The organism is Candidatus Hakubella thermalkaliphila (assembly GCF_013281975.1).
GTDB classification, from domain to species: domain Bacteria; phylum Actinomycetota; class Humimicrobiia; order Hakubellales; family Hakubellaceae; genus Hakubella; species Hakubella thermalkaliphila.
Map to the genome: position 1 here is coordinate 1 of NZ_BLRZ01000138.1, position 3,640 is coordinate 3,640.

Annotated in this window: 3 protein-coding genes; all 3 read right to left on the reverse strand. The window is 46.8% G+C overall.

What is annotated here, in order from left to right; genetic code table 11:
* Window positions 1-1,256, reverse strand: a 1,256-nt coding sequence (locus HW443_RS09850) for an MFS transporter (RefSeq protein ID WP_176238125.1), incomplete at its 3' end; no start/stop codon positions are given.
* A 67-nt stretch (window positions 1,257-1,323) separates the two neighbouring features.
* Entirely contained in the window at window positions 1,324-2,646 is a 1,323-nt protein-coding gene (locus tag HW443_RS09855) for a family 4 glycosyl hydrolase (protein ID WP_176231031.1), read from the reverse strand.
* A 377-nt stretch (window positions 2,647-3,023) separates the two neighbouring features.
* On the reverse strand, window positions 3,024-3,640 hold a 617-nt coding region (locus HW443_RS09860; RefSeq protein WP_176238126.1), incomplete at its 5' end, for a radical SAM protein.

The following is a 3,640-nucleotide window of genomic DNA, read 5'->3' on the forward strand; positions in this document are numbered from 1 at the left end:
AGGCCCAGAAGAGCTGAGGCAGGTTGAATCAAGAGTTGGGCATCATAACCAGATCTCGTAAGAACAAGTCCCATAGTCAATCCCTGAAGAGAGATTCCTAAACGGATGAAGAGGGCGTGCACTCCAAAATACACACCCTCCCTTCTAACTCCTGTTTTTATCTTATCTTCATCTATTACTTGAGCCAGAAGGACGTCCAGTATAAGGATTAAACCTCCCAGGCCTATACCAATAAAGGCGAAGAACACGACCCCGCTAAGGAAGGTAGAGACAAAAGCGGTAGGGATAAGGGACAAACCAAACAGGATAGCGGCAGCTATTGCCACCTGCCGGGCTCCCAGTCTGACCGTCACCTTAGACCAGGGGTAGAGGGATATCAGGGCTACCAAAAAACAAGAGAGAAAAAGGAGGGAAGTTTCCATCTCTCCCAACCCGAGGACATATTTGGTATAAAAGGGTATGGAAGCCATAATTAAAACAAAGGTGAATTGAACCAGCAGGCTATACAGGACATAGGTGAGGAAGGACCGATTTAACAGGGTGAATTTTAAGGCCGGAAGGATGTTTAACGGCTCACCAATATACCCCGGGCGTTCCTTAGAGCCTAAAAGAGAGATGAAAAAGGAAAAAGCAGTGATAGTCCCAAATATTAGACCCATAGCTGGCCATCCCAGACTGCCATACACCAAAGGAGCTAAGGCAACACCTCCGATTACCCCCACCAGGCCGAAGACCTGACGCAGGGCTGACACTGAGGCTCGGTCCTTAAGGGTAGGAAACATCTCCGGGTAAAGGGCAGTCCAGTTAAGGATAACTAAGGTATATAAAGAATCATAGAGGAAGATAATAAGCACCATGTACAGGAAAAGATAAAGCAGATTAGCGGCCGTAAAAGGGGGGATCCAGATGAGGTAAAAGACCAGGGCCAAAGGTATGGTTCCAAAGAGGATATAGGGAATCCTCCGGCCCCACCTGCTTTTGGTCCGATCAGAGAAATAACCAAAGAGGGGGTCATTCAAAGCATTCCAGATGCCATAAAACAGCCAGGCTAAAGCCATCCAGGCAGCGGGCAACTTTAATCGATCCACATAAAAGAAGATAACCCAGGTGGAAAAGACCTGGGCGGGTAAAGATGCCCCCAGGCTCCCTAAGCTGTAAGCGACTTTTTTAAAAGTAGTCATATTGCCTCCCTTGAAAATAACCCAATTTTCATGCGACGTGGTGCGCCGCGGCGCATGGGCGATTCCTTGCAACACAAAATCTTGTCTTATCTTAAGGTGCTCTTGCTTTGTCTTGCCCTACCATACTTAAAGGGGAGTTTAGCTATCCTGGATGGGGAAAATACTCTTGCTCCTCTTCTATAAAGGCGTCTAAAATCTTTTTAGCTATATGATAGGAGGGTACCCAAGGATTTAAGGTCAGGGCGTGAAGTAAAGTAGAGTAAGAAGAAGTGGCCACTCCCTCTATAAGAAGCCTTTCGTATTCCTTCAACTGCTTCAGCATAGCAAGGCTCTCCGCAGGTATTTTGCCTGCGCTAAGGGGTCTCAGAAAATCCTTTCTAAAGAGGGTAGGCACCTCCACTACATCGTCTTCTTCTAAGCGGGATATGGCGGTAAGGTTTCTGGTGTTTACGATGGCCACCTCTGCATCACCCTTAGCCAGCCCTTTTATCACCTTTAAGGCAACATCTATATACCCTTCTCCTTCGGCAAGAGCTATTCCCTTTAGCCTTCCAGGCATGAAGGAGGCCTCCCGCTCTTTTATATAATCCAGGTAGATGGAGAGAGGATTGCTTCCTTCCCTTAAGGAATGGAATAATTTAGCATTCATCTCCTCAACTATTTCCCCCCTGGTCCTTTCTGCTCTAAGAAGGTCTTTGGTTGCCTCTTCCTTAAAATAGTAATAGTAAAGATAGGGGTTAGGAAACATCTTGATTAGAGCCGAAAATTCACCGGGAAACCTGGTTATTCTCTCAAAGTCGGGCAGGTCCTTAATTAACTCCAGGATAGAAGGTAAGACATCCTCTCCATCTACGTAGACTCCCTTTATCCAGCCAAAATGGTTTAAGCCAAAATAATCGGTAAACACCTCTTCTTCTTTTTTGTTTAAAAATTGAGCAATCACCTTGTGGATAGAAGAGGGGGCATCGCATATTCCCACTACCTTCTTTAAAGAAGAGTATCCCAGGATAGCCTGGGTTACCACTCCAGAAGGATTGGTAAAGTTTATAAACCAGGCTTTGGGATTCACCTCGGCCAAAAGATTGGTTATCTCCCATACCCGGGGTATAGTTCTAACGGCCATGGAAAAACCACCGGGACCGGTGGTCTCCTGCCCAAAGACGCCAAATCTTAAAGGTACTCTCTCATCAATAATCCTTAATCTCTCCCCCCCAACCCTGATAGCACAGATAACAAAGGATGCCTCTCTTATGCTCTCCCTTATATCCTGAGTGTAAGTTAATCTTAGCTTTCCCTTCCCTTCCCTGGCTATCTCATCCAACACCCTCTTCACAAGAAGCAATCTTTGCTCATCCATATCCATAAAAGAAAGCTCTTCCAGTTCAAGCTCTTCCTCCAGAGACAAAAGCCCCTTTAGTAGAAGGGGTGTCCTGGTTCCTCCACCACCCAGAATAGATATCTTCACTTACCCTCTCCTCCCATGGCCTCTTTTAGGGCAGTTGCAAATTGTGAGGCTGTCTAAAAACTCCAATTTCAAAAACTCATCTCCCACTTCGCGCCTAAAAAGGAGCTAATTTCGCATAAAACTTCCCACATTGACCTCAAAATCAGATCTCATGTAGGAGTAATTCCCCACCTTGGGCAAAATGCCCTTAGTTTTTGGACACCCTCTTTGTCTGGTAATGCCCTGGTTCTCCTGCCCACCTGAGCTTGATAAAAAATCGCTTACTCTTTGGCAAGCTAGTTGCCAGGCATATTTCCTGTTCATCAAATATAAAGGCATCGTATCACAGCCTGAGAGAGTTTTCATCAGCCTGCCTTATCGCTATCGCCTCTCAGCCCTCAGCCCTCAATTACGTTCAGATCCGTCCCGTCGTGGGGACACTTTCCCTTGACTACATCGTACTTGCCTATAGTATAGCCAATCCTGTGGATAAGCATCCTATGGCAACCAGGGCAGTAGGTATTTTCTCCCTCATGACCATAAACATTGCCCACATAGACAAACTCCAGCCCTTCCGAGTTTCCAATTTGCCTGGCCTTTTCCAGAGTACTGACGGGAGTCGGATTAAGGTAGGAGAGCTCCAGGTAAGGGACAAAACGGGTGACATGCCAGGGCGTCTTTGGCCCCAGCTTATCCCTTATCCAACTGGCAATCCCTTCTAATTGAGCCTGGTCATCATTTAAGGTAGGAATGACATTGGTCACCACTTCTACGTGGCAGCCCCACTTCTCTTTGGCCCTGATGGTGGATTCCAGAACCGGCTGGAAACTTTTTACTTTGGCCAGTTTGCGATACACCTCATCGGTGAAGCCCTTCAGGTCTACCCGGTAGACATCCAGATAGGGCCCAATGGCATCCAGGCCTTTAGGGGTAATGTATCCATTGGTCACCACCACTGTGTAGAGGCCCTGTTCTTTGCACAGCCTGGCAGAATCTACTATGTATTCCAGCCAGA